Annotated in this window: 16 protein-coding genes and 2 pseudogenes; 8 read left to right on the top strand and 10 right to left on the bottom strand. The window is 67.2% G+C overall.

The window, feature by feature from the left end:
* Nucleotides 1–3: 3 nt before the first annotated feature.
* From G3N61_RS26235 to G3N61_RS26225, 3 genes are all read right to left on the bottom strand, one after another.
* The gene (locus G3N61_RS26235) at nt 4–933 is read right to left on the bottom strand and encodes a dihydrodipicolinate synthase family protein (protein ID WP_205823944.1); all 930 of its coding nucleotides are present in this window, start codon (nt 931–933) and stop codon (nt 4–6) included.
* 45 nt (nt 934–978) lie between these two features.
* Nucleotides 979–2,289 (bottom strand): MFS transporter, encoded by a 1,311-nt coding sequence (locus G3N61_RS26230; RefSeq protein ID WP_230624452.1) that lies wholly within the window; start codon nt 2,287–2,289, stop codon nt 979–981.
* Between the two features lie 154 nt (nt 2,290–2,443).
* The gene (locus G3N61_RS26225) at nt 2,444–4,195 is read right to left on the bottom strand and encodes an IlvD/Edd family dehydratase (protein WP_043186342.1); all 1,752 of its coding nucleotides are present in this window, start codon (nt 4,193–4,195) and stop codon (nt 2,444–2,446) included.
* Nucleotides 4,196–4,308: 113 nt separating this feature from the next.
* Between G3N61_RS26225 and G3N61_RS26220 the strand changes: the two genes are divergently transcribed.
* A complete protein-coding gene (locus tag G3N61_RS26220) occupies nt 4,309–5,259 on the top strand; it encodes a LysR family transcriptional regulator (protein ID WP_089451560.1) in 951 nt (316 codons plus the stop codon).
* Between the two features lie 91 nt (nt 5,260–5,350).
* Here G3N61_RS26220 and G3N61_RS26215 read toward each other — a convergent pair whose 3' ends face one another.
* Both G3N61_RS26215 and G3N61_RS26210 read right to left on the bottom strand, forming a co-directional pair.
* Complete coding sequence (locus G3N61_RS26215) at nt 5,351–5,995, bottom strand: glutathione S-transferase family protein (RefSeq protein WP_205823943.1); 645 nt, start codon at nt 5,993–5,995, stop codon at nt 5,351–5,353.
* 28 nt (nt 5,996–6,023) lie between these two features.
* Nucleotides 6,024–6,500: an OsmC family protein gene (locus G3N61_RS26210; RefSeq protein WP_089451558.1), complete on the bottom strand. Its 477-nt coding sequence runs from the start codon at nt 6,498–6,500 to the stop codon at nt 6,024–6,026.
* Nucleotides 6,501–6,631: 131 nt separating this feature from the next.
* Here G3N61_RS26210 and G3N61_RS26205 point away from each other — a divergent pair, with 131 nt between their 5' ends.
* On the top strand, nt 6,632–7,273 hold the full coding sequence (locus G3N61_RS26205; protein WP_043186335.1) for a GntR family transcriptional regulator: 642 nt from the start codon (nt 6,632–6,634) through the stop codon (nt 7,271–7,273).
* A 213-nt stretch (nt 7,274–7,486) separates the two neighbouring features.
* On the opposite strand, the gene G3N61_RS26200 is transcribed toward G3N61_RS26205, so the two are convergent.
* The 5 genes and pseudogenes from G3N61_RS26200 to glcC form a co-directional block, all read right to left on the bottom strand.
* The gene (locus G3N61_RS26200) at nt 7,487–7,939 is read right to left on the bottom strand and encodes a GtrA family protein (protein ID WP_089451557.1); all 453 of its coding nucleotides are present in this window, start codon (nt 7,937–7,939) and stop codon (nt 7,487–7,489) included.
* Entirely contained in the window at nt 7,936–9,444 is a 1,509-nt protein-coding gene (locus G3N61_RS26195; RefSeq protein WP_205823942.1) for an NAD(P)/FAD-dependent oxidoreductase, read from the bottom strand. Before G3N61_RS26195 ends, G3N61_RS26200 begins: the two co-directional genes overlap by 4 nt.
* 102 nt (nt 9,445–9,546) lie before the next feature.
* Nucleotides 9,547–11,571: a hypothetical protein gene (locus G3N61_RS26190; RefSeq protein ID WP_205823941.1), complete on the bottom strand. Its 2,025-nt coding sequence runs from the start codon at nt 11,569–11,571 to the stop codon at nt 9,547–9,549.
* Between the two features lie 1,105 nt (nt 11,572–12,676).
* A pseudogene (locus G3N61_RS26185) lies at nt 12,677–13,117 on the bottom strand (DUF6306 domain-containing protein); the annotation flags it as partial.
* 276 nt (nt 13,118–13,393) lie between these two features.
* On the bottom strand, nt 13,394–14,164 hold the full coding sequence (gene glcC / locus G3N61_RS26180; protein WP_043186328.1) for a transcriptional regulator GlcC: 771 nt from the start codon (nt 14,162–14,164) through the stop codon (nt 13,394–13,396).
* Nucleotides 14,165–14,383: 219 nt separating this feature from the next.
* Between glcC and glcD the strand changes: the two genes are divergently transcribed.
* The 6 genes and pseudogenes from glcD to G3N61_RS26150 form a co-directional block, all read left to right on the top strand.
* A complete protein-coding gene (gene glcD / locus G3N61_RS26175; RefSeq protein WP_089451554.1) occupies nt 14,384–15,883 on the top strand; it encodes a glycolate oxidase subunit GlcD in 1,500 nt (499 codons plus the stop codon).
* Nucleotides 15,883–16,959, top strand: a complete 1,077-nt coding sequence (glcE, locus tag G3N61_RS26170; RefSeq protein ID WP_205823940.1) for a glycolate oxidase subunit GlcE — start codon at nt 15,883–15,885, stop codon at nt 16,957–16,959. The genes glcD and glcE overlap by 1 nt, the downstream gene beginning before the upstream one ends.
* 23 nt (nt 16,960–16,982) lie before the next feature.
* The gene (gene glcF / locus G3N61_RS26165) at nt 16,983–18,203 is read left to right on the top strand and encodes a glycolate oxidase subunit GlcF (RefSeq protein ID WP_205823939.1); all 1,221 of its coding nucleotides are present in this window, start codon (nt 16,983–16,985) and stop codon (nt 18,201–18,203) included.
* Nucleotides 18,204–18,223: 20 nt separating this feature from the next.
* Nucleotides 18,224–18,628 (top strand): heme-binding protein, encoded by a 405-nt coding sequence (locus G3N61_RS26160; protein ID WP_043186320.1) that lies wholly within the window; start codon nt 18,224–18,226, stop codon nt 18,626–18,628.
* A 46-nt stretch (nt 18,629–18,674) separates the two neighbouring features.
* Nucleotides 18,675–20,849 carry a malate synthase G gene (locus G3N61_RS26155; RefSeq protein ID WP_205823938.1) on the top strand — a complete coding sequence of 725 codons (2,175 nt, stop codon included), beginning with the start codon at nt 18,675–18,677 and terminating at the stop codon, nt 20,847–20,849.
* A 579-nt stretch (nt 20,850–21,428) separates the two neighbouring features.
* Nucleotides 21,429–22,859, top strand: a pseudogene (locus tag G3N61_RS26150) (diguanylate cyclase); the annotation flags it as partial.
* Nucleotides 22,860–22,983: the final 124 nt, after the last annotated feature.

The raw sequence follows: 22,983 nt of genomic DNA, 5'->3' as shown, positions 1-22,983 counted from the left end.
CGCTCAGTGCGCCCAGCGCAACACGAGCGGATCGAGCCGGCGCGCGATCGCGATCAGCTCCGCACGCGTGTCCGGATGCAGTTCCGGCATCGGATGCCGCGGCCGCTCGCACGCGATCACGCCGCCTTCGCGCATCAGCGCCTTCGCGGTCAGGATCCCGGACTGGCGGTTCTCGTGGTTGATCAGCGGCAGCCACGCCTGGTAATGCGCGAATGCGTCGTCGTGACGGCCTGCGCGGAAGGCTGCGAGGATCGGCCGGATGCCGTCCGGGTATGCGCCGCCCGTCATCGCGCCGGTCGCGCCCGCATGCAGGTCGGCCAGCAACGTGATCGCCTCCTCGCCGTCCCACGGCCCCTCGACCGCGTCGCCGCCCAGGCGGATCAGCTCGCGCAGCTTGTTCGCGGCGCCCGGCGTCTCGATCTTGAAGTAAGCGACCTGCTCGATCTCGCGCGCCATCCGCGCGAGGAGCTGGGCGGAGAGCGCGGTGCCGCTCGCGGGCGCGTCCTGGATCATGATCGGGATGTCGATCGCATCGGACACGCGCGCATAGAAATCGACGATCTGCGCTTCCGGCACGCGGAATGTCGCGCCGTGATACGGCGGCATCGTCATCACCATCGCGGCGCCGAGCTGCTGCGCGCGCAGGCTGCGCGCCGCACACACCTGCGTGCTGTAGTGCGACGTCGTGACGATCACCGGCACGCGCCCCGCGACGTGCTCGAGGATCGCGCGCGTGAGCACGTCGCGTTCATCGTCGGTGATCGCGAACTGCTCGGAGAAGTTCGCGAGGAGGCACAGCCCGTCCGAGCCCGCGTCGATCATGAAATCGACCGCGCGCTTCTGGCTCGCGAGGTCGAGCTCGCCGGTGTCGGTAAACGTCGTCGGAACGACGGGGAAGATGCCGCGGTAGCGCGGCGTGCTGCTCGATGTCATGGTTCGGGTCCTGCGTCAGTCAAGACGATGCGTCGCCGCAAGGCATCACGATTCGCGGGCGAGCGCGCCGTCGATGGGTTGCGGTGTGCGCAGCGCCGCACGGACCACGAACGTGATCAGCACCGCGAACAGCAGCGTCGCCGCGAGAAAATACAGGCCGGCCGCGAGGCTGCCGGTCGCCTGCTTGATCAGGCCGATTCCGTACGGCCCGACATAGCCGCCGAGATTCGCGAGCGAATTGATCGCGGCAATGCCGACCGCCGCGCTCGTACCGGTCAGGAACTCGCCGGGCAGCGCCCACACGACGGCCTGGATCGAATAGAGCGAAAACGCCGTGAGGCAGATGAACAGGAACTGCAGTGCCGGCTGCCGCACCCACGCGCTCGCGGCCATCGTCAGCGCGGCCGCGGCCGATACGACGACGATGTGCCAGTAGCGTTCGCGCGTGCGGTCCGAATGGCGCGGCACGACCAGCAGGCCGACCACCGCGAACAGGTACGGCACGGCGGACAGCAGGCCCGTCGCCGCATCGCCCGTGCCGAACGCCTTGATGATCGTCGGCAGCCACAGCGACAGCCCGTAGATGCACAGCGGAAACGGCAGGAACAGCGCGGCGAGCAGCAGCACGCGCCGGTCGCGCAGCGCCGCGAGCGGATTGCGGTGCGTGTCGGGGCGATAGGTATCGCGATCGGCAGCAAGCTGGCGGGCGATCCAGCGGCGTTCCGCATCGTTCAGCCAGCGGGCGCGATCGGGCGACTCGGGCAGCAGCCGCAGCGTCGGCCACACGAGCAGCACGGCCGGCAGGCCGCTGACGACGAACAGCGTCTGCCAGTTCGACAGGCCGAACAGCCCGTGCGTCGACAACAGCCAGCCTGCGAGCGGGCCTGTCACGATGCCGGCGACCGGCTGCGCGAGCACGAGCAGCCCGATCACCCGCGCGCGATCGCGCATCGGGAACCACTGCGTGAGGAAATAGAGAATGCCCGGATACAGGCCGGCCTCGGCTGCCCCCAGCAGGAAGCGCAGTACGTAGAAGCTGGTCGGCCCCTGCACGAACGCCATGGCCATCGTGATCACGCCCCACGTCGCGAGGATGCGAGCGAACCATACACGCGCGCCGAAGCGGCCCAACGCGAGATTGCTCGGCACCTCGCACAGGAAGTAGCCGATGAAGAACAGGCCCGCACCGAGCCCGTACGCCGCGTCGCTCAGACCGATCGCCGCGTTCATGTGCAGCTTCGCGAAGCCGACGACCGTGCGATCGACGTACGCGACCACGTAGATCAGCGCGAGAAACGGCACCAGCTTGCGTGTGAGCACGCGCATCAGATGCCGCTCGTCGATGGCGGCCGGCATGCCGGGCCGAGGCGTGGCCGATGTCGCGGACGGTTGTTGCGTCGTCATGCTGTCTCCAAGGGTGGGCTGCGCCGGCGTCGTCACCGGTCTGTCCTGCTGCGCCTGGTCATCGCCGCGCGCGTGCCGTGCCGGCTCGCGCGGCGCTTCGTCACGCTCAATGCGAATGGCTCGGCACGTCCGCGCCGCGCATGCCGACCAGGAAGTCGAGGTCGCACCCCTCGTCGGCCTGCAGCACGTGATCGATGTACAGCCGTGCGTAGCCGCCCTTGCCGAGCTGGCCGGCCACGCCCGGCGCCGCGGTCGGATCGACGTCCGACAGGCGGCGCTGCAGTTCGTCATCCGTAATGTCGAGATGCAGCGTGCCGGCCTCGCAGTCGAGCGCGATCCAGTCGCCGTTGCGCACGGCCGCGAGCGGCCCGCCGGCGGCGGCCTCCGGCGCGACGTGCAGCACGACCGTGCCGTACGCGGTGCCGCTCATCCGCGCGTCGGAAATCCGCACCATGTCCTTCACGCCCTGGCGCAGCAGCTTCGGCGGCAGCCCCATGTTGCCGACCTCGGCCATCCCCGGATACCCGCGCGGCCCGCAGTTCTTCAGCACGAGCACCGAGCTGGCGTCGACGTCGAGCGCCTCGTCGTTGATCGTCGCCTTGTAGTGTTCGAAGTTCTCGAACACGACCGCGCGGCCGCGATGCCTGAGCAGTTCGGGGCTCGCCGCCGACGGCTTCAGCACCGCGCCGCGCGGCGCGAGATTGCCGCGCAGGATGCGGATGCCGCCGTCGGCGATCAGCGGCCGGTCGAGCGGACGGATCACCTCGTCGTCATGGTTCGGCGCTTCGCGCACGTTGTCCCACAGCGACTTGCCGTTCACGGTGAGCGCGTCCGGGTTCGGCAGCAGCCCGCCTTCGCCGAGCCGGCGCAGCACGGCCGGCAGCCCGCCCGCGTAATAGAACTCTTCCATCAGGAAGCGCCCCGACGGCATCAGGTCGACGATCGTCGGCGTGTCGCGGCCGATGCGCATCCAGTCTTCCAGTTCGAGCGGCACGCCGATGCGGCCCGCGATCGCCTTCAGGTGGATCACCGCATTGGTCGAACCGCCGATCGCCGCGTTCGCGCGGATCGCGTTCTCGAACGCCGCGCGCGTCAGGATCTTCGATAGCACGAGCCCTTCCAGCGCCATCTCGACGATGCGGATGCCGGACATGTGCGCAAGCACGTAGCGGCGCGAATCGACGGCCGGAATCGCCGCGTTGTGCGGCAGCGCGACGCCGAGCGCCTCGGCCATGCACGCCATCGTCGACGCGGTGCCCATCGTGTTGCAGGTGCCGGCCGAGCGCGACATCCCGGCTTCGGCCGACAGGAAGTGATGCAGGTCGATCTCGCCGGCCTTCAGCGCTTCGTGCAGTTGCCACACGGCCGTGCCCGAGCCGATGTTCCGGCCTTCCAGCTTGCCGTTCAGCATCGGGCCGCCCGACACGACGATCGCCGGCACGTCGCAGCTCGCGGCGCCCATCAGCAGCGCGGGCGTGGTCTTGTCGCAGCCGGCGAGCAGCACGACCGCGTCGATCGGATTGCCGCGGATCGCTTCCTCGACGTCCATCGACGCGAGGTTGCGCGTGAGCATCGCCGACGGGCGCAGGTTCGATTCGCCGTTCGAGAACACCGGGAATTCGACCGGGAAGCCGCCCGCCTCGGAGATCCCGCGCTTCACGTGCTCGGCGAGCTTGCGGAAGTGCGCGTTGCACGGCGTCAGTTCGGACCACGTATTGCAGATGCCGATGACCGGCCGGCCATCGAACTCGTGATCGGGGATGCCCTGGTTCTTCATCCAGCTCCGGTACATGAAGCCGTTCTTGTCGTTCGTGCCGAACCATTGGGCGGAGCGCAGCCTGGGTTTTGTTGCCGACATCGTCAGTCCTGTGGTGACGGGTACCGGCGCAGTCTAGGCAGAATTTTGATAACTCGCTAATGACGTTTTGGGCGATTACGATACCGATTTCGATATCGATATAAACCCGTACGATGCCCGATGCCAGCCCGTGGGGAAACCGTGGCCGCCTGAAGACGCGCCAGCTTTTGCTGGTCGTCGCGCTCGCCGACGAAGGCAGCATTCACCGCGCGGCGGCCGCGCTGAACATGACGCAGCCGGCCGCATCGAAGCTGCTGCGCGAACTCGAGGAATCGATCGGCGCGGTGCTGTTCGAGCGCCTGCCGCGCGGGATGCGGCCGACACTGTACGGCGACGCGCTGATCCGCCATGCGCGCGCGGCGCTCGGCAGCCTCGACCAGGCGCACGAGGAACTGGCCGCGCTGAAGGCCGGTCACCTCGGGCACGTGGCGGTGGGTGCGATCACGTCGCCGGGCCTGCGGCTCGTGCCGCCGGCCGTCGCCGCCGTGAAGGGCACGCATGCCGGCCTGCACGTGTCGGTCGAGATCGACACCAGCAACGTGCTGCTCGAACATCTCGCGCAGGAAAAGATCGACATCGTGCTCGGCCGGCTCTCCGCCGAACACGACAAGCTGCACCTGCGCTACGAACCGCTGACCGGCGAGCCGGTGGCCGCGGTCGTGCGGCCGGGCCATCCGCTGCTCGCGCAGGCGCCGCTGTCGCTCGCGGACGTGCAGCGCGCCGCGTGGGTCGTGCCGCCGGCCGGCAGCGTGCTGCGCCACCGCTTCGAACTCGTGTTCCAGCGCGCGAGCCTCGCGCCGCCGGCGAACCTCGTCGAGACATCCGCGCTGCTGTTCATCACGCAACTGCTCGAACAGAGCGACATGATCGCGGTGCTCGCCGAGGACGTCGCGCGCTACTACGCGCGGCACGGGATCGTCACGGTGCTGCCGCTGCAGATGGATTGCCGGATGGACGATTTCGGGATCATCACGCGCACCGACCGGCTGCATTCGCCGGCCGTCGCGGTGATGGCCGATGCGATCCGCGCGGCCGCGCGGGAGGTATATGGCGTCGAGCTGTGACGCTCGCGCGGGCGACGCGGCGTCGTGGCCATCTCCGGATTGCCCGGAACCGATGCGCGCCGGCTGACGCACACGCGGCCCCGGTCACGCGTTACACCCAGGGCTGCGCGAGCCCTTCGGTCTGCAACGCCCGCTGGATCGCCGGGCGCGCGAGCACGCGCTGCAGATAGCCGCCGAGTACCGGCCGCTGCCGCGCCGGCTCGGCAAAGCCGCGCGTCCAGCGGCACAGCATCAGCGCATACGGATCGAGCACCGTGTAGTGCGCACCGAGCAGCCACGGGCCGCCGCTCGTTTCCAGTTGACGGTCGAGCTGATCCAGCAGCGCCGCGATTTTCGCCTCGGCATGGGCCTTCACCTGCGCGGCGCCCGCCGCGTTGCCCACATCGACCCAGCGCTCCGGATAGAAGTACGCGAGCAGCGCCGTCTGAAGCGTATTGGTGAGCCACATCAGCCATTTGTAGCACTGCGCGCGTTCCGGCATGCCGAGTTCGGGCGCAAGCCGCTGCTCCGGATGCGTATCGGCGAGATGCAGGCAAATCGCGGCGGCTTCGTACAGCACCAGGTCGCCGTCGATCAGCACCGGAATGAGCCCGTTCGGATTGAGCGCGAGGTAGTCCGGCGACTTGTGCTGGTCGTGCGTGCGGTCGACGAATTCGAGTTCGAACGGCTGGCCGATTTCTTCCAGCACGAAGTGCGGCGCCATGCTGGCGTTGCTGGGGTAGTAGAAGAGCTTCATCGTCGATTTCGTTCGGCGGGTGTCGGCATCACGCGGCGGCGAACACGACGACCGGTTCGCAGCGGATCGGAAAATTGACCGAGTTCGCGATATAGCACTGCGCGTGCGCGTCATGATGCAGATGTTCCGCCCGCTCAAGATCGTCGCCGGCCTGGATCGTCACGTGCGGGCGCAGCACGATGTCCGTGAAGCGGCCCGCATCGGGGCTGTCGATCATCGTGCCTTCCGCGTCGTCGACATAGGCGAGCACGCGGATCCCCGCATCGGAGCACAGATGCAGGTACCAGAGCTTGTGGCACGCCGATGCCGACGCCAGCAGCAGGTCTTCCGGATTCCAGCGCGCGGCATCGCCCCGGAACGCCGGGTCCGACGAACCGGGAATGTCCGGCTTGGAACCGGCCCGGATCACGTGATCCCGCCCGTACTCGCGATACCCCGACGTGCCGGTGCCGCGATTGCCCGTCCACTCGACTGCGACGCGATATTTGTGTTCGCCAGATGCCATCTCGCTCTCCATTGATGTGGGTTGCTTCGACCGGGCCGGATTGCGTTGTGCGTAGCCCGCCTGTGCCCGCCATTTTGGCACTGGATTCCCGTTTGGTATACCATTATTCCAAATTGACGGAACACGCAGGCATGGAAGCCAAACTCGATTCCACGGCGGACGCCGTGGCCGCCTCGTTGCGGGACATGATCATCAACGGCGAACTGGAAGCCGGCGAGCGGCTGGTCGAGCGCGACCTGGCCGACCGGTTCGGCATCAGCCGGATTCCGATGCGCGAGGCGATCCAGCGCCTGGAGCGCGAAGGATTGCTGGACATCTTCAGGAATCGCGGCGCTGTCGTGCGCATGCTGACCGCGTCCGACGTGCAGGAAATCTACGACCTGCGCACGCTGCTCGAAGGGGATGCGATCTACCGGAGCGTGAAGCGGCTCGACGACGAGACGCTCGCGCGCGCCGAACTCGTCCATCGCCTGCTCGGCGATGCGGCCGTGGCGCGCCGGCAGGGCGAACTGAACCGCGAATTCCACGCGCTGCTGTATTCGTGCTGCGGCAACGCGCGGCAGTTGAAGACGATCGCGGAACTGCGCAGCCAGGTCGAACGGTACGAGCGCCTGCAAGCCACGCTGCTCGCGGATACGCCTTCGTTCCAGGTCGAGCACGAGGAGATCCTGCAGGCGTGCCGCGACCGCAATGCGCGTGCGGCTCGCTCGATGACGGTCGCACATCTCGAATCCGCCAGGCGCATCGTGATGCGGCTCGTCGAAGGCGGTTGAAGCCGGCGGTACGTTTGCCGCTTGCACCATGCGGCGCGGCTGCATCGCCGACGGTCTGCACCGTGCGGCACGACAACGTAGTCTGGCTCGCGCTGCTTGCTTGCGCCGATCGCCGGGCACGGCATCCCGGTGCGCTCGACCGAAGAGCGGGTCGAGGGTCACTCCGGGGGCTGGCCGCGATCGTTCGCGAACTTCAACGCCCTCCGCCCACCCTCAACGCACCGTTGCCTTGACACACACGTCCCGATCAATCCCTTGGCGCTCGGTCGCCAGAACAGCGGCCGTAGCACGCGCACCCGGCACCCGGAATACGGCGACCCTGCGGATCAAATACAGCGTGACAAAACTGACCACGACCGCGATCCACTTCGCGGCAATACTGCCGAGCAGTGTCGCCGCGACGTGCACGATGCCGCCGGTCAGCAGCGAACCCAGCCCGCAGCTCGCCGCGAACAGCAGCGCCTCGCCGATCTGCCGGCGGCCGGTCGCGTCCGAGTGGAACACGAAGCGGCGCGAAAGCACGTAATTCACGATGCCCCCGATCAGGTACGCCATCCATGCCGAAATCCCGACATCGATCTGCATGGCCGAGCTCAGCGTGAGGAAGAGCGACCAGTCGGCGACGAGCGACAAGGCACTCACGAAGAAATAGGCGGAAAACATCATTTCTGCCCCCACTGAACCGTGCGGGTCGGGACAGCGCGCAACCCCGATGTACTGACTTGCGGTTCACTACCGCTCTCGTGATATTCCGCGTCCTCGTTGACGGCCCAGACGTCGCGAAGCTTGTACCCGGCGACGATGTTCTCGACGGTCAGCATCGCGGTCATCATTGCATGGTCCTGATTGTTGTACTTGTGCATGCCATTACGGCCGACGAGATGCAGGTTCGGATAGTGCTCGACCAGATCCGCGCGGACCTGATCGACGATGTCGCGATAATCGTCGTCGTACACGGGGTACGCCTTCGGCTGACGAACGACGCGCGATCCACGAATCTGATCGCGGGTCGCAAGACCGACTTTCTCGAGTTCGTCGATCGCGAGTTCGGTGAGATCGGCATCGCTGCTTTCCCACATCGAATCGCCATCGAAGCAAAAGTACTCGAGCCCGAGGCAGCCGCCGGTCGTCGCGTCGGGCACCATCTCAGGCGACCACGACGCGAAATTCTGGATGCGCCCGACCTTGACGGACGGGTCGTGGATGTAGATCCAGTTGTCCGTGAACGTGGCAGGCCGGTCGAGTATCAGCGCGACCGTGATGAAGTCTCGATACTGCAGCCTCGACGCGGCAGCCGCGGATGACGGACGGGGCGAAATCGCGTTGAGCGTTTCGCGCAGCGGCGCGGTGCACACCACGTCACGCGCGCTGATGCGATTGATCTGGCCGTCCTTGCCGACGGTTTCGACAAGCCAGCGCCGCGCGCGACTGTCGTATTGCATCGCGCCGGCCGCTTGTCCCATCATCAGTTGTCCACCCTGATCCTGAAATTTCCGGGCGGCAGCTTCCCACAACATGCCGGGGCCGCGGCGCGGGTAGTGGAAGGATTCGATCAGGGTCTTGACGTCGGTCTTGCTCGACCGGATGCCGAGTGAGCGTTTGACGGCACTGACGATGGCGGTAGACAGGCTCAGGCCCTTGATGCGCTGCGCGGCCCAGTCCGCCGAAATCTCGTCGCACGACATGCCCCAGACCTTTTCCGTGTAGGTCCTGAAGAAGATCGAGAACAGTCGTTCGCCGAATTGATTGGCGACCCACTGGTGAAAGGACTTCGGGTGCGGGCACGGCTTGATGCGCGCGGCGAGGTACGAAAGCACGCAGCGCGTACTTTCCACGATGCCGAGATTGAGCAAGGCCTCGATTCCGTCGAGCGGGTAGCGGTAGAACTTGTTCCGGTAAAAGATGCGCGAGCTGCGTGGCCGCTCGATGAAGTCGTCCGGGAGCAGTTCGTGCCACAGTGCGACAACGTCCGGGGACTTCGAGAAGAAGCGGTGTCCCCCGATGTCGAAGCAGTGACCGTCGAACTGTTCGGTGCGACTGATGCCGCCGACATAGCGAGGATCTTTCTCGACGAGCGCGACCGAAAGGTCGGTCTGCTTGGTCAGAAGATAGGCGGCGGTGAGGCCGCCCGGGCCCGCGCCGATGATGAGTACGTCAACCGACTGATCCATGTTGTCACCCCGAGTCTCAAGTCGCTGGTCCATTGACTGTTGTATCGGCCGCTCCAGCCAGGCGGCAAACGCGCTGTTGAATCGATGCGTTGTATTTCCCGTTCAAACGTCGTGCACTTGCGCGTGGCGAGGCCGAGAGGCCCCGCCACGGAAAGCAGTCGGCGGTCGTGCAGGCACCACGGTCTTCTGGCTGGCTGGTGGCGCGTGCACCAATGACGCTTCCTGACCGGCAGCCGTCGTCCTGATGCTGCGGCAGTCGTACAGCCAGACCGTGCTGTTGGGTTCGGGCGACCAGGCGTAGCGTGTCGCCAACTCCGGGTAGCGCTGATGCGACACGATGAAATCCAGCACCGGGTCTGCACAGATGTGCCGGATGCCCGTTCGGGTCAGCGGAAGGTATTCATACTTGGACACGAATACGGTCGACTTTGGGCCCGCGTCGTGGTTGCCGCGAGGCCGGGCCGCGTACGGGTCCTGCTTGATCAATTCGAGCCGCCGTAGCGCCTCGAAGGTCGTCCGGCGGTGGAAGATCAGACCCGCGGCCTGAGCCGGCGAGTAATAGCTCGATGTCCTCATCATCAGCCACGGATAGACGACTTCATCTGCCGGGCCGTCCCAATAGACGATGTTGCCGCGCGCGACCGTACCTTCGAACGGCGCAAAGTCCGCACGGTCGGCGCCGGCTTCCATGATCTTGGTGGGCTCCGAGCGCTGGTCGATATTGACGAGTCCGTATGCGGCGAAAGCGGCCAATATCACCGGCAGCCCGACGACCGCGATTCGCTTGTGCGACAGATTGAGCACCGCGAGCAACGCGACCAGCGCGACGACGAGGTGCGTGTGAATCAGTGTTTCGAGCCACGGGAGGTCGAGCATCACGCTTCCGGTCGGATACTGGATGCGACAGACCTGATACGCGCCCTGGAAGACGATCCAGACGATCGCGGCAACGAGCGTCACCCCGATCCGCGTATAGCGAAGCGCCGGGGCGAAATCGTCAGGCAGCGCCCTCGGGGCGCGGAGCGCCGGCCAACGGGCTGCCGCGTGGAGCGCCGCGGCAATGGCCAGCGCGACGATCCCGCCGCCGACGTCAATCAGTAGCCAGCAGATCGCCAGCAGCCAGATCAGCGTCGGCCGCGCGAGGCCTTCGCGTCGCACGAGCAAAATGGCCGCAGGCCATTGCATCAGCGTCAGCAGCCACAGCACGCGCCAGGGCTGCAGCTGTATCCAGACCGCATCCTGTCCAGTCAAGTCCGCGATCGTGGTCAGTGCGACGCCGGCCACACCGATCAGCGTGAGCGCCGACCACTGGGTTCGGTGATCCTGCACTCGCGTCGCACAGAGCATCGCGGGCATGGCGATCGCCCAGCACGCTTTGCTCCATGCATTGACCGACCACAAGGTCGGGAACAGGAAGGGCACGTTGTATTGCGCAATCGACCGCCATGCCGGATCGAACGGATACAGGTGCAATGCCTTGAACGCCGGCATCTCGACGACGGCGAAAGCGATCAGCGCGAGCGGCAATAGCCGCCACCACGTCACGCGCGGCATCCGGTCGAGTACGACGAAGACCAGTGAAACGCCGCCGATCAGCGGGTGAACGGCCGTTGCGACGAGTGCCAGCGCAATGGCCATGCGATACCGGCGATCGAGCATCAGCGCGATCGCCCACAGGCCCAGGGCTTCGGCGGGAAGCCGGGCGGTGAGAAAGCCTTCGTCGTACGAGAAGATCAGCCCGGCGCCGTAATCGGACGGCATGCAGGCAATCAGGAACAACGAGAGCCAGTGCCACGGTTCTGGCAGCAGTCTCTTCGTCAGGCGCCAGATGCCGCTCCACCAGAGTGCCTGAGCGACGATCAGGCCCGCGAGATTGCTCGTTCGGAGTCCGAATGCCGAGACGATCTTCGCGAAGATCCGGCCGTAAATCGTCCACTGATCCTGGGAACCGTATTCAAAGAACAGGTCGTGCGAAAAATTCTCGGGATGCGCGTTATAAAGCGCCTGCGCGGTGTACAGGATCGCATCGTGCCGAATGCCCGTATAAGGATGCGTGATCAGGAACAGTACGGCCAGCGAAAGAGCAAGCGCGATGACCGAACAAGGGTGGTTCTCAGTCCGATTCATGATCGAATGAAAGACTTGTATCGACGATATTTCGTGAGCCGGCCATCCGCACGCGGCAGAAAGAACCGCGTGGTTCCGGCGTCGCTGACCGCGGCGCGGTGCATCTGACGGCCCGAGCGCCGTTCAGGTGAAATGCCGGAGGGTGCTCAGGGCACTCGTTTCGGCCTGCAGTCCAGAGTCAGCGGTACGCAGACACGCATGCCGATGAAGTGGGGGGCGACATGGTGCGCTCGCGCGTGCGCCGGCGCCCGTTGCTTCCGATCGGGCGCGGATGCACGCTGGCATGTCCGGCATCGGGCGGAAGCCGGTTCCGGTGTGATCGTTGCTGCGCCGTTGCCCATCCCCGACGATGTCGCGATCGAGATCGTGATACTTGTTTTCATTGTGTCCCCCGATGCGTCCCCCACCGAAACAGTGCCGTTACCGGGGCGTCGGACGCGAACTTTGTCGAAATATTTGGTTGAGCGCCGGAACGGGAGATCCAGCGCATGTGGCGTGGAAGCATGGAGCGTGCCACGGCCGTCGGGGAGGACGTTTAGTCTGACGAGGGGGCGTCGATGCAAGCCGAGATGCCGGTCGTCGCGGAAAATGTGTCGGTCTTGAAACGGTCGGGAATAGCCGGATCGGCTCGACCATCGATCGCGCCGCTGCCGAATGCCAGCCGCGGGCACTTTCCGATCGGTTTCAGTCCTGAATCGGTGACAGGCAAGCGCGATGGCGAGACCGTGCCGGTGCAAGCCTCGCATCGGTGCCGGAGCTGGCCGCCAAGCGGCACCCGTGACGGGGATGACGGTAATCGGCGGTTTCGTCGGACCGTGTGCGCATGGGGCGCGACCGGACAACCGGAAAGTGCTTTATGTTGCAGAGTTGAAACGTCGTGGCCGGTCGGTCGGCCGGTCAGCGCTTCGGTCGGAGAGGCGAGCGCCCCAGGTATGGAACGAAGCCGCCCTACGAAACCAGGCGATGGTTTCGACGGACGCAGGTTTTACCAATCGCCGATGACCTTGGGATCCCGCCGGGCCCAAAGTCCGCAATGGGTTGAATCCTCAGGCGACAAGCGACATCGACGTCAATCGGCGAGGAACCTTTCTCCGGCCCGCCGCAGCTACACCGTCCCCGGCTCTCCGCCCTTGATCCGCAACTGCACGTCAACCGACCCGATGTTCTTCTCGTGCGACACGAGCATCTGCGTAAGCGCATGGTGCATGTCCGGCTGCGCGAGCGTCGGCAGCAACGCCTGCAACTTCCGCACGACCCACCGCTGGCCACGATTCAAGAACGCCAACCGCTCCGGCAAATCGTCGATCGCCATCGCCTTCTCATAGAACGCACCCGTGGCATGCGTCGGCGTCGCATCGAGCGACCGAATCGCGTCGACCAGCACCGCACACCAGTGCGCCTCATCCTGCCGAATACCGGCCACCAGCCGGTGAAGTTCGGGATCGCCGATTTCCGCCGCCGTCTCCGACGCAACCCGCGCGCCGGCGCGCTCGGCTTCCAGCAGTTCGTTCAGCAGCGCAAGCAACGCATCGCGCTGCGCATCGGCGGATTGGTCCGCCGCGTGGGTGGGACGGGGGTCGTGCCCGTCGTCGTGGGTCCGGTTCGACATGCGATGTCCTCCGTTTCGGGAAGGGTGGCGCACCGGTTCGTCCTGCGTGATGCCGTCAGGCACTGCTCACGCGACGGCGTCCACGCATCATGGCGGACGACAGCGGGCCACACGAAGAATGGCTCACAGTCTGACATAGCCATGTGACACGCGTCGCGAGACGGCCCGCTGTGCGTGATGCGCATCAAGACACAGCGCAACGCGCGGCCGACCTCACGTCCACCCTTCAAGCCTCAACGTCGACCGCACGAGCCGCTGCTCTTCCTGTTCGATCTCCCGCAGATACTCGACGCACTGACGAATATGTTCGCTCGCGGCTTTGCGCGCCTGATCGGGCAACCGCCCGGTCACCGCGTTATAGAGCCGCGCATGCTGGCGGTCGATCTGCTTCTTCAACGGCTCACGGTGATAGAGATTGTTCACCGACGCGAACACCGAACTGAGCAGCAGATCCGTCAACGACTGCAGCGTATTCACCAGCACCGGGTTATGCGACGCCTCGCAGATCGCGAGATGAAACGCATGATCGAGCTTCGCGCGCGCGGCCGGGTCGAGATCCTGTGCGTCGGCCGCCGTCATCTCCTCGTAGCGACGCTTGATCAGGATGAAATCGGCCGGCGTGCCGCGCAGCGCCGCGAGCCGCGCGGCCTCCGTCTCCAGCATCCCGCGCACCTCGAACAGGTCGTACAGCGTGCGCGGCTGCGAGCCGAGCAGATGCATCATCGGCGTGATCTCGCGTTGCGGGGTCAGGCTCGCAACGAACGAGCCCTTGCCGTGCGTGGTGTCGATGATCCCGCGCGCGCGCAGCAGCTTCATCCCTTCGCGCACGGCCGTGCGCGACACGCCGAGCTTCTCGGTCAGCCGCCGCTCGGACGGCAGCGCCTGTCCGGCCTTCAGCACGCCGTCGACGATCAGTTTCTCGATGCGCTCGGCAACGACGTCGGCCACGTTCCGCGCCGGGCCCGCTCGATCCTGCATTTCCATACTGGTATGACCACTTCGGAAAGATATCGGAGATTTTCCCACAAACCCTTGTCGTCATTCAGTTTCATGGCAATCGATCCAGCCGCTTCGCGGCCCCTCGATAAAAACTGGTATGACCACATTCGCGACGTCTGGACACACGCGCGCCGCCCGCCAAGAATCCATCCCTTCCGGCGTGCCGCGCGTCGCGCAGCCGCCTGCATGGTGGAGACAACCCCGATGAGTTTCACCTACGACGAACGGATCGACGGCCCGCTGGCGACCGTCGACCGCAACACGCTCGTTGCCGCGCTGCACGCGGCGGCGCCCGGCCTCGACGTGCTGCACGAACGCGAGGCGCTCAAGCCGTTCGAATGCGACGGCCTCGCCGCGTACCGCACGGTGCCGCTCGCGGTCGTGCTGCCCGACACGGTCGAGCAGGTGCGCGCGGTGCTGCGCGTCGCGGCCACGCTCGGCGTGCCGGTGGTCGCGCGCGGTGCGGGCACCGGGCTGTCGGGTGGCGCCATGCCGCTCGAGAAGGGCCTCCTGCTCGTGATGGCGAAGTTCAACAGGATTCTCGACATCGACCCCGATGCCGGCATCGCGCGCGTGCAGCCCGGCGTGCGCAACCTCGCGATCTCGCAGGCGGCCGCGCCGTACGGCCTCTACTACGCGCCCGATCCGTCGTCGCAGATCGCGTGCTCGATCGGCGGCAACGTCGCCGAAAACGCGGGCGGCGTGCACTGCCTGAAATACGGGCTCACCGTGCACAACATCCTGAAGGTCGAGATCCTGACGATCGACGGCGATACGCTCACGCTCGGCGCCGACGCGCTCGACGCACCGGGCTTCGACCTGCTCGCCTTGTTCACCGGCTCGGAAGGGATGCTCGGCATCGTCACGGAAGTCACCGTGAAGCTGCTGCCGAAGCCGCCCGGCGTGAAGGTGCTGATGGCGAGCTTCGACGACGTCGCGGAAGCGGGCGCCGCGGTCGCGAAAATTATCGGCGCGGGCGTGATCCCCGGCGGCCTCGAGATGATGGACAACCTCGCGATCCGCGCGGCCGAGGATTTCATCCACGCGGGCTACCCGGTCGACGCGCAGGCGATCCTGCTGTGCGAACTCGACGGCTCGCCGACCGACGTCGAGGAAGACGCCGAACGCGTCGCCGCGCTGCTGCGCGACGCGGGCGCAACCGAGATCCGCGTCGCACGCGACGAAGCCGAGCGCCAGCGCTTCTGGGCCGGCCGCAAGAACGCGTTCCCGGCGGTCGGCCGCATGTCGCCCGACTACTACTGCATGGACGGCACGATCCCGCGCCGCGAGCTGCCGCGCGTGCTCGAAGGCGTCGCCGCGCTGTCCGCCGAATTCGGGCTGCCGGTCGCGAACGTATTCCACGCGGGCGACGGCAACATGCACCCGCTGATCCTGTTCGATGCGAACCGGCCCGGCGAACTCGACCGCGCGGAAGCGCTCGGCGGCAAGATCCTCGAGCTGTGCGTCGCGGCGGGCGGCAGCATCACCGGCGAGCACGGCGTCGGGCGCGAGAAGATCAACCAGATGTGCGTGCAGTTCAACGCCGACGAAATCACGTTCTTCCACGCAGTGAAGGCCGCGTTCGATCCGCAGGGCCTGCTCAATCCCGGCAAGAACATCCCGACGCTGCACCGCTGCGCCGAATTCGGCGCGATGCACGTCCATCACGGCAAGCTGCCGTTTCCCGAACTGGAGCGCTTCTGATGCGACGCGAAATCGAATCGATCGACGACAGCGCGGCGCTCGTCGCCCAGGTCGACGCCGCGATCCACGACCGCCAGCCGCTGCACATCCGCGGCGGCGGCACGAAGGCGTTCCTCGGCCGCCCGGTCGAAGGCCGCGCGCTCGACGTGCGCACGCATCGCGGCGTCGTTGCGTACGACCCGACCGAACTCGTCGTCACCGCGCGTGCAGGCACGCCGCTCGCCGAACTCGAAGCGATGCTCGACGCGGCCGGCCAGATGCTGCCGTGCGAGCCGCCGACGTTCGGCGGCGCGGCAACGGTCGGCGGCATGTTCGCGGCGGCGCTGTCGGGCCCGCGCCGTCCGTGGGCCGGTGCGGTGCGCGACTTCGTGCTCGGCTGCCGCGTGATTACCGGCCACGCAAAGCACCTGCGCTTCGGCGGCGAGGTGATGAAGAACGTCGCGGGCTACGACGTGTCGCGGCTGCTCGCGGGCAGCTTCGGCTGTCTCGGGGTCGTGACCGAGGTGTCGCTGAAGGTACTGCCGAAGCCGCGCGCGACCGGCGATCTCGCGTTACAGCTTGCCGTGGACGAAGCTGTGCAGCGTGTCGCCGCATGGCGGCGCGCGGGGCTGCCGCTCGCGGGCGCATGCCACGCCGACGGCGTGCTGCGGGTGCGGATCGAAGGCGGCGAGGGCTCGGTGAAGGCCGCGCGCGACACGATCGGCGGCGAGCGCATGGACGACCGCGACGATGCGTTCTGGGCACGGCTGCGCGACCTTGCGCTGCCGTTCTTCGACGATCCGCGCCCGCTGTGGCGCGTGTCGGTGCCGGCCGCCGCGCCGCTCGACGCGTTGCCCGGCGCGCTGCTTGCCGACTGGGGCGGCGCACAGCGCTGGCTGAAGAGCGACGCCGCACCGGCCGACGTGCAGCGGTTCGCCGCGCAATGGGGCGGCCACGCGACCTGCTTCACGCCGGGCACGACACGCGAGCCGTTCCAGCCGCTGCCGCCCGCATTGTTGCGCGTGCACCGGCAGCTCAAGGCGCAGCTCGACCCGCATGCGATTTTCAATCCCGGCCGCCTGTACGCCGATTTCTGACGCGAACCCGATCCCGACCGCCGATGCAAACCAATCTCAGCGAAGCAAGCAAGGCCCTCGCCCGGGCCGACGAAGCGGAAGCGATCCTGCGCGCGTGCGTGCACTGCGGCTTCTGCAATGCGACCTGCCCGACCTACCAGGTGCTCGGCAACGAGCTCGACGGGCCGCGCGGCCGCATCTACCTGATCAAGCAGCTGCTCGAAGGCGAACCGTGCGGCGAACGCACGCAGCAGCACCTCGACCGCTGCCTGACGTGCCGCAACTGCGAGACGACCTGCCCGTCCGGCGTGCGCTATCACACGCTGCTCGACATCGGCCGCGCGGAAGCCGAGAAACGCGCGCAGCGGCCCGCACGCGAGCGCCTGCTGCGTGCGGGGCTGCGACACGTCGTGCCGCGCCCGGCGACGTTCGCCGCGTTGCTGAAGGCCGGCCGCGCGCTGCGCCCGCTGCTGCCCGGCACGTTGCAGGACAAGATCCCGGCCGCGATCCCCGCCGCCGCACCGCGCCCGCCCGTGCGCCATGCACGACGCGTGCTGATGCTCGAGGGCTGCGTGCAGCCGTCGCTGTCGCCGAACACCAATGCGGCCGCCGCGCGCGTGCTCGACCGGCTCGGCATCAGCGTGAGCCCGGCACGTGAAGCCGGCTGCTGCGGCGCGACCGAATATCACCTGAACGCGCAGGACGCCGGCCTCGCCCGCGCGCGCCGCAACATCGACGCATGGTGGCCCGCGATCGAAGCGGGTGCGGAAGCGATCGTGCTGACGGCGAGCGGCTGCGGCGCATTCGTCAAGGAATACGGCGACCTGCTGCGCTCCGACCCCGTCTATGCGGAGAAAGCGCGACGCGTCAGCGCGCTCGCGCGCGATCTCGCCGAGGTGATCGCGGCCGAGCCGCTCGACGCGCTGTCCGGTTCGACGCCACGCCGCATCGCGGTGCACTGCCCGTGCACGCTGCAGCACGCGCAGCGCCTCGGCGGCACCGTCGAACGCATCCTGACGCAGCTCGGCTTCGATCTGACGAATGTCGCCGATGGCCATCTGTGCTGCGGCTCGGCCGGCACGTATTCGCTGACGCAGCCCGAACTCGCGACGCAACTGCGCGACAACCGGCTCGACGCACTCGAAGCCGCGCGGCCGGACCTGATTGTCACGGCCAACGTCGGCTGCCAGACTCACCTGAACGGCGCGGGCCGCACGCCCGTGCGCCACTGGATCGAGCTCGTCGACAACCACCTCGTCAACTGACCTGATTCCGGAGGATTGCCATGCAGACGAAACCTGAACTCGAACTCGCCGATGCCGACCGCATGCTTGCCGCCGCCCGCGCGGAAGCGGACCGCCACGGCTGGGCCGTGTCGATCGCCATCGTCGACGACGGTGGCCACCTGCTCGCGTTTGCGCGCCTGGACGGCGCATCGCCGGCCACCACCTATATCGCGCAGGACAAGGCGCGCGCGGCGGCGCTCGGCCGGCGCGAGACGAAGGCGTATGAGGATATGATCAACGGTGGCCGCACCGCGTTTCTCAGCGTGCCGCTGACGGGGTTGCTCGAAGGCGGCGTGCCGGTCACGGTCGGCGGCCGGATCGCGGGCGCGATCGGCGTGTCTGGCGTAAAGTCCGAACAGGACGCGCAGATCGCCCGCGCCGGCACACAAAGCGTCGCGGCATAACCAGCCCAAGCCGCGCGCGAATCTTTATTCCCCGGGAGGATTGACGATGATCGACCAAGCAGGACTGCAAGTCGCGCCAGCGCTGAGCCAGTTCATTGAAAACGAAGCGCTGCCGGGCACCGGCATCGACAAGGCCGCGTTCTGGAGCGGTTTCTCGGCCCTGGTGCACGACCTGGCGCCGCGCAACCGCGAACTGCTCGCGGAACGCGACCGCCTGCAGCAGGAACTCGACACCTGGCACCGCGCGCACCCCGGCCCCGTGCGCGACCACGCCGCGTATCGCGCGTTCCTCGAACAGATCGGCTACCTCGTGCCGGTTCCGTCGAACGTCGCGGCAGCCACCGCGAACGTCGACAGCGAGATCGCCACGCAAGCCGGCCCGCAGCTCGTCGTACCGCTGTCGAACGCGCGCTACGCGCTGAACGCCGCGAACGCGCGCTGGGGCAGCCTGTACGACGCGCTGTACGGCACCGACGCGCTGCCGGAAGACGGCGGCGCCGAACGCACCGCGACCTACAACCCGACGCGCGGCCAGCACGTGATCGACTACGCGCGCAACGTGCTCGACAACGCGGCGCCGCTCGCCGGCGCGTCGCACCGCGACGCGCTGCGCTACCGCGTGCAGGACGGCCAGCTCGCCGTCGAAACCGCGAAGGGCGTCGTGCATCTCGCGCAGCCGGCGCAGTTCGTCGGCTACCAGGGCACGGCCGACGCGCCGTCCGCGATCCTGCTGAAGCACAACGGCCTGCACCTCGAGATCCAGATCGACGCGTCGACGCCGATCGGCCGCGCCGATCTCGCGAACGTGAAGGACGTCGTGCTCGAAGCCGCGGTCAGCACGATCATCGACTGCGAGGATTCGGTCGCGGCGGTGGATGCCGACGACAAGGTCCAGCTCTACCGCAACTGGCTCGGGCTGATGCAGGGCACGCTGGTCGAAGAAGTCGCGAAGGGCGGCAAGACCTTCACGCGCCGCCTGAACGCCGACCGCGAGTACACCACGCCCGACGGCGGCACGCTGTCGCTGCACGGCCGCTCGCTGCTGTTCGTGCGCAACGTCGGCCACCTGATGACCAACGGCGCGGTGCTCGACCGCGACGGCAACGAGATTCCGGAAGGGATCCTCGACGGCGTCGTCACGGTGCTGTGCTCGCTGCACGACCTGAAGGCGAAGCGCAACTCGCGCACGGGCTCGATCTACATCGTGAAGCCGAAGATGCACGGCCCGGTCGAAGTCGCGTTCGCCGATACGCTGTTCGCACGCATCGAGGATCTGTACAAGCTGCCGCGCAACACGCTGAAGATGGGCATCATGGACGAGGAGCGCCGCACCAGCGTGAACCTCGCCGCGTGTATCGCCGCAGCCGCCGCGCGCGTGGCGTTCATCAACACCGGCTTCCTCGATCGCACCGGCGACGAGATGCACACCGCGATGGAAGCGGGCCCGATGATCCGCAAGGGCGACATGAAGTCGTCGGCATGGATCCAGTCGTACGAGCGCAACAACGTGCTCGCCGGCCTGTCGGCCGGCCTGCGCGGCCGCGCGCAGATCGGCAAGGGCATGTGGGCGATGCCGGACCTGATGCACGCGATGCTCGAACAGAAGATCGCGCATCCGCGCGCCGGCGCGAACACCGCCTGGGTGCCGTCGCCGACCGCCGCGACGCTGCACGCGCTGCACTACCACCTGGTCGACGTGCAGGCCGTCCAGCAGGAACTCGAGAAGACGCCGTACGCGAGCGAACGCGACACGCTGCTCGAAGGCCTGCTGACCGTGCCGGTCGTCGAGCGTGCCGCGTGGAGCGAGGCCGAGATCCTGAGCGAAGTCGAGAACAACGCGCAGGGCATCCTCGGCTACGTCGTGCGCTGGGTCGAACAGGGCGTCGGCTGCTCGAAGGTGCCCGACATCCACGACGTCGGCCTGATGGAAGACCGCGCGACGCTGCGCATCTCGAGCCAGCACATCGCGAACTGGCTGCGCCACGGCGTGATCACCGAGGCGTTCGTGCTCGACGTGTTCAAGCGGATGGCGCGCGTCGTCGACCAGCAGAACGCCGGCGACCCGAACTATCGCCCGATGGCGCCCGGCTACGACCAGTCGACCGCGTTCAAGGCCGCATGCGCGCTCGCGCTGCAGGGCACGTCGCAGCCGAGCGGCTATACCGAGCCGCTGCTGCACCGGTTCCGGCTCGCGTTCAAGGCGGAACAGCAGGGCGCGTAAGCATCGGCGTGCTGCGGGCTTCCGGCATGCCGGGTGCCCGTATGCCGCGAGCCCGTACCTGCTTCACGAAACGGGCGGCCGTCACGGCCGCCCGTTTTCATTTTCGCGCGCGCCCGGCGGTTGAAACGAATAATCGGCGTATATCGCATCCCTTCATTTTTCGCGTTCGAGTGCCGTTAACCGGATGGAAACGGCAGCGGCATGCCGCGCGCCACGGCCGCTCTTGCCGCAAAGCCTTGTGCCGGAACGCTCTGCCCGATATTCGCAAGCCCGGCATTTCACTGTAATTTGATCCGGATCAACGATCCGCAACATTTTTCGCGTGTACGGACGCGCGCGCTATACTCCGATGGATTCGCGCTGCCCGATTCGCCGGATCGCCGAATCGGCGCAGATGTCACCTGTGAATACTTGATTTACCGGTATATCTGGCCGCGATTACCGATAATCGGTGTCCATTTTCTCCGCCGGCCGGCAGGAAGGCGTCGGAATGGCCGCGTAACGGATCGCCGCCGGAACGTCATACGAACCATCGCATCGGCCCGCCTCCCGGCGGCAATGCCCATCGATCCACGGACCATGGCAGAAACCGACTACGCAATGCCCAGCGAATCCGGCCTGACGAGCCGTGTCGCCGCTCATCTGCGCCGGTTCCTGCTGCCGCACCTGATCTTCTATACCGGGCTGCTGATCGCGCTGATCCTGCTGCTCCTGTGCGGGATCGTGCTGTACCAGGGCCGCATCGACGCACGCGACCGCTCGGCCGCGATGCAGCAGAATCTTGCGCTGATGGCGTCGTGGGACATCGAGCGCAACATCGAGATCTATTCGCTGTCGCTGCAGGCCGTCGTCGAAGGCGAGAACGACCCCGATGTCGTCAAGCTGCCGATGCCGCTGCGCCGCCAGGTGCTGTTCGACCGTGCGACGACGGCCAAGTACCTCGGCGGCATCTACGTGCTCGACGCCAAGGGCGACATCGAGGTCGACGGCAAGAGCGACGTGCCGCGCAAGGCCAACTTCGGCAACGAACCGTACTTCAAGGTGCACCGCGACCACTCCGACGTCGGCCTGTACGTCAGCCCCCCGTATCATTCGCGGCTGCGCGGCGGCTCGCCGAGCATCGCGCTCAGCCGGCGCATCACGCGGCCCGACGGTTCGTTCGGCGGCGTCGCGGTGATGTCGATCCGGCTCGAATATTTCCAGAACCTGTTCTCGCGCCTGTCGCTGGGCGATCGCGGCTCGATCGCGCTGATCAACACCGATGGCCAGATGCTCGCGCGCGAGCCGTACGATCCCAAGATCGTCGGCCGCGACATCAGCCGCGCCAGCACGTTCCGGCGCTTCATGACCGCCAGCGAAGGCAGCTTCGCCGATACCGCGTCGATCGACGGCGTGCGGCGCCTGTACGTGTTCCGGCACCTCGACCACCTGCCGCTCATCATCATGATCGCGCGCTCGGAAGCGGACACCTACGCCGCGTGGTACGACCGTGCGATTCCGATCGGCACGGTGATGGTCGTGCTCGCGATCGGCTTCGTCGGCCTGTCGCTGCTGCTCGACGTGCAGCTGCGCAAACGCCACCGCGCGGAAACCGAGCTGCAGGCGCTCGCGCGCACCGACGGCCTCACGGGCCTCGACAACCGCCGGATGCTCGACGTCACGCTCGCGCGCGAATGGCGCCGCGCCGCGCGCTCGCAGCACGCGCTGTCGCTGCTGTTCATCGACGTCGATTACTTCAAGCGCTACAACGACACGCAGGGGCACCAGGCCGGCGACGACGCGCTCGCCGCGGTCGGCCACTGTATCGCCGGCTGCCTGCGCCGCCCGGCCGACTATGCGGCGCGCTACGGCGGCGAGGAGTTCGTCGTGGTGCTGCCCGACATCGACACGGCCGGCGCGGTGACGATCGCCGAGGCGATCCGCACGGGGATCCTCGATCTCGGCATCCGGCACGACGCCGGCACGTCCGGCCGCCTGACGGTGAGCATCGGCGTGACCACCAGCTATCCCGGCTCGCGCGGCATTCAGGCCGGCAGCTGGCCGGCCCGATGCGCGTGACGTGTCGTCAGTGGTGAACTTCGCCGCGTTCGAGCGGCAGGATCAGGCGTTCGGGAATGCTGCGGCGCGATGCACG

This window comes from Burkholderia sp. Ac-20349 (assembly GCF_017104865.1).
In the GTDB taxonomy this organism is placed as follows: domain Bacteria; phylum Pseudomonadota; class Gammaproteobacteria; order Burkholderiales; family Burkholderiaceae; genus Burkholderia; species Burkholderia aenigmatica.
This window is presented reverse-complemented; position numbering and strand designations above follow the sequence as displayed.

Excerpts from the sequence above, each read along its gene's own strand:
- G3N61_RS26235 (WP_205823944.1), bottom strand. The coding sequence starts at position 933 with ATGACATCGAGCAGCACGCCGCGCTACCGCGGCATCTTCCCCGTCGTT.
- G3N61_RS26230 (WP_230624452.1), bottom strand. The coding sequence starts at position 2,289 with ATGCCGGCCGCCATCGACGAGCGGCATCTGATGCGCGTGCTCACACGC.
- G3N61_RS26225 (WP_043186342.1), bottom strand. The coding sequence starts at position 4,195 with ATGTCGGCAACAAAACCCAGGCTGCGCTCCGCCCAATGGTTCGGCACG.
- G3N61_RS26220 (WP_089451560.1), top strand. The coding sequence starts at position 4,309 with ATGCCCGATGCCAGCCCGTGGGGAAACCGTGGCCGCCTGAAGACGCGC.
- G3N61_RS26215 (WP_205823943.1), bottom strand. The coding sequence starts at position 5,995 with ATGAAGCTCTTCTACTACCCCAGCAACGCCAGCATGGCGCCGCACTTC.
- G3N61_RS26210 (WP_089451558.1), bottom strand. The coding sequence starts at position 6,500 with ATGGCATCTGGCGAACACAAATATCGCGTCGCAGTCGAGTGGACGGGC.
- G3N61_RS26205 (WP_043186335.1), top strand. The coding sequence starts at position 6,632 with ATGGAAGCCAAACTCGATTCCACGGCGGACGCCGTGGCCGCCTCGTTG.
- G3N61_RS26200 (WP_089451557.1), bottom strand. The coding sequence starts at position 7,939 with ATGATGTTTTCCGCCTATTTCTTCGTGAGTGCCTTGTCGCTCGTCGCC.
- G3N61_RS26195 (WP_205823942.1), bottom strand. The coding sequence starts at position 9,444 with ATGGATCAGTCGGTTGACGTACTCATCATCGGCGCGGGCCCGGGCGGC.
- G3N61_RS26190 (WP_205823941.1), bottom strand. The coding sequence starts at position 11,571 with ATGAATCGGACTGAGAACCACCCTTGTTCGGTCATCGCGCTTGCTCTT.
- glcC (WP_043186328.1), bottom strand. The coding sequence starts at position 14,164 with ATGGAAATGCAGGATCGAGCGGGCCCGGCGCGGAACGTGGCCGACGTC.
- glcD (WP_089451554.1), top strand. The coding sequence starts at position 14,384 with ATGAGTTTCACCTACGACGAACGGATCGACGGCCCGCTGGCGACCGTC.
- glcE (WP_205823940.1), top strand. The coding sequence starts at position 15,883 with ATGCGACGCGAAATCGAATCGATCGACGACAGCGCGGCGCTCGTCGCC.
- glcF (WP_205823939.1), top strand. The coding sequence starts at position 16,983 with ATGCAAACCAATCTCAGCGAAGCAAGCAAGGCCCTCGCCCGGGCCGAC.
- G3N61_RS26160 (WP_043186320.1), top strand. The coding sequence starts at position 18,224 with ATGCAGACGAAACCTGAACTCGAACTCGCCGATGCCGACCGCATGCTT.
- G3N61_RS26155 (WP_205823938.1), top strand. The coding sequence starts at position 18,675 with ATGATCGACCAAGCAGGACTGCAAGTCGCGCCAGCGCTGAGCCAGTTC.